General features: G+C 70.2%; 2 protein-coding genes and 1 pseudogene. All 3 read right to left on the bottom strand.

The window, feature by feature from the left end:
• The coding region (locus tag WBA11_RS05470; protein WP_424519705.1) for a carboxypeptidase-like regulatory domain-containing protein at nucleotides 1–433 on the bottom strand (433 nt) is incomplete at its 3' end.
• Nucleotides 434–708: 275 nt separating this feature from the next.
• Complete coding sequence (locus WBA11_RS05465) at nucleotides 709–2364, bottom strand: CCA tRNA nucleotidyltransferase (RefSeq protein ID WP_424519704.1); 1656 nt, start codon at nucleotides 2362–2364, stop codon at nucleotides 709–711.
• Between the two features lie 208 nt (nucleotides 2365–2572).
• Nucleotides 2573–3030 (bottom strand): annotated as a pseudogene (locus WBA11_RS05460) (hypothetical protein); the annotation flags it as partial.

Raw genomic sequence — 3030 nt, 5'->3', positions numbered from 1 at the left:
TGTTCGACGGCTCCATCGACACCTTCTCGTCGATCTCTTCGCCGGCGATGACCTCGATGCGCGTCGGGAGCGCGGCGATGGTGCGGCTCGTCCGCGTCGCGTCCACGACCACGTCCTCGAGGGCCTCCTCGTCGTCCTCGAGGGCGACCTCGAGCGGACCGTCCCGCGGAACCGGGGTCCCGACTCGCGCCGTCTCGAAGCCCACGAACGACACCACCACCACGGCTGCTCCGCCAGGCACGTCCTCGAGGACGGCGCGCCCCTCGGCATTCGTCGACGTGCCGATCTCGGCGCCTTCGAGGACGACGGTCGCTCCGGGCAGCGGGGCTCCGGAGTGCTCGTCGGTGACGGCGACTTCGAGGGTATAGGTCGCGGGCTGCGCGTGAGCGGCGACGGATAGAAGGAGGGCCGCGAGCGGCCAGAGTCGGAGCATCAGGGCGTGCGTGCGTTCTCTAGGACGGCGCGAGTGTGGGGAGGGGCTGGCCGCCATCGGTTGTTCCTACAAGGTCCCCTCTCCCCGTGGGGAGGGACAGGGTGAGGGGTTTCAGCGTTGAGTCCGACCTCGAGGCCGCGAGCGACACTGTATGGATCCCCGCCTGCGCGGGGATGGCTCGTGGGGGATCACGCCCGATTGTAAAAGGCTCTCCTTGTCAGCGCCTCCGCAGGGAGGGATAAGGGCGGCGTAGCCCGGAGAGCAAGCTCGGTCGCTCATCCGTCGGGCGCTCCGTCCAGCGCCTCCGCGACCACGGCCTCGAGGAACGTCGCGACCTCGAGGGCGCCTTCCGGCACATCGCCCCAGAACAGCGCGTCCTTGACGGCGCCGATGGCCCGCTTCTGCGGCCCCGACAGCGACCGGACGACGCTCTCGAACAGCCCCCCGCGCCGGACCGCCTCGGCCTGCCGGTCCAGGACGTAGACCCACGCCGGGTCGTGCTCGTTGGGGACCTCGCCCTCGAGGACGGCCTCGCGGACCCACTCTTTGAGCATCCCGACCGCGATCCCTTCGTCCAAGCCCAGCTTCTGCTTGATCTCGTCGCCCGAGACCGGCGGCTGCCAGTTCCGCATCTGGTCGCGCTCCTCGACCTCGACGAACCGTTTCTCGACCCGGTCGAAGCCCGCGAGGTACTTGCGCACGCGGCGCGCGTTCTTGCTCGTCACGTCGGCGCGGACCAACAGCATCAGGTCCTCGATGTCGTCGCCGGCGTCCATCAGCAGGCGGCGGACGGCCGAGTCCGTCACGTCGGAGTCGACGAGCGCGGCGGGGCGGTGGTGGAGCCGGACGACGGTCTGGACGAAGTCGAGCGGGTCGCCGAGCGGCAGCCGGAGCCGGCGGAACACCTCGGGGATGATCTTTCGCGGCCCGACGTCCTCGTGTCCGTGGAACGTCCAGCCGGTCCCGCGCTCGTAGCGCTTGGTCACCACCTTGCCGACGTCGTGCAACAGCGCCGCCCACCGGAGCCACAGGTCGTAGCCGTCCGCCCGGTCGCCCACGCCGACGCCGCGCTGCAAATGCGCCAGGTTGTCGACGACCTCGAGGGTGTGCCAGAAGTTGTCCTTGTGGGCTCGGCCTCCGACCTCCTCGACGCCGGCCAACGCCGTGACCTCGGGGACGATGTGCTCCAAGATGCCCGTCCGAAACAACAAGCCAAGCCCGGTCGACGGGACTGGCGCGGCCAGGAGCTTGCCCAACTCGTCCGTGATCCGCTCCGGGCTCACGATTTTGATTCGGTCCGCCTGCGCCGTCATCGCGTCGACGGCGTCGGGTGCGACCTCGAAGCCGAGTTGAGCGGCGAACCGGGCGGCGCGTAGCATCCGTAGCGGGTCGTCCTCGAAGGTGACGCCGGGCTCGAGCGGCGTGCGCAGGACCCTGCCTTCGAGGTCGGCGAGCCCGTCGTAGTTGTCCAAGACGGTGCCGAACGAGTCGTCGTTGAGCGACGCCGCGAGCGCGTTGACCGTGAAGTCGCGCCGCGCCAGGTCGTCGTCCATCGTCCCGTCTTCGACGATCGGCTTGCGGCTCTCGGCCCGGTAGCTCTCGCGCCGTGCGCCGACGAACTCGAGGACGAGGCTCTTCGGCAGCACGCCCTCAAGGCCCATGGCTCGGAGCCGCTTCTCGGGGACGGTCACGGCCGCCGTTCCAAACGCTTCGTAGACGGCCGGTTTCTTGACACCGAGCGCCTTCGAGGTCGCCTGGGCCAACGCGATCCCCGAGCCCGGCCCGACCGCGACGACATCGAGGTCGGTCGTCTCGCGTCCTAGGAGTGCATCCCGCACCGCGCCGCCGACGGCGTACGCGTCCAGCCCCAACCGATCGGCCTCGAGGCCGACGCGGCGCAGGATGGGCTCGAAGGGAAGGGAGACGGTCACAGTGGGCAAGGTGGCGGTCGGAGCGGGCCGCGTCAACGGTGGTCGGTAGAGGATGGGGAGGGAATGCGCGAAGAGGTGCGGAAGTGCGGAGGAGAAGAGCCGATCTCGAGGTCGGACCGAGCGGATCCGGCGATGCCGCGTCCTCGAGGCCGGTGGGGCATCGCGGCAGGCAATGCGATGCCGAGGAACGCTTCGACCTCGAGGTCGGCTAGCGCAGCTTCTCCCTCGCCTGCTCGGTCAGTCGCATCGCCACCAAGGCGTGGTCGAGCGAGAACGGCGCTCGGTCACCCGCGGCGATAGCCTGAGCGAACGCCGTCACCTCCGCGACCTCGAGGTCGGATGTGAGCGCTGGGTCGCCATCCTCTCCAAACGGGGCGGCGAGCGACCGCGCCTCGAGCCGGGCGCCCGGCCTCGAGGCGTAGAGGCGGACCTCGTCGTCCTCGAGGGTGTCCGAAAAACGGATCGAGGTCTGGGCGTACGCACCGTTGCCGAACCGGGCGGCCATCAGGACGGCTCGCAAGGCGTCGCCTTCGCGCTCCGCGACGACCTTGAGGCGAGCCGCGTGGGCGCCGGCGAGCGAGGCGCATACGTCGAGCGTCCCCGCCAACGCCGTCCGCCAGCCGACGGTCGCCAGCGTCCCGTCCGTTCGTCCCACCAGAGAGAGCG

Origin of the sequence: Rubrivirga sp., from assembly GCF_049648075.1 — a bacterium.
Taxonomy (GTDB): domain Bacteria; phylum Bacteroidota; class Rhodothermia; order Rhodothermales; family Rubricoccaceae; genus Rubrivirga.
Note: the sequence above shows the minus strand (reverse complement) of the source record. Positions and strands in the feature narration are given on the sequence as shown.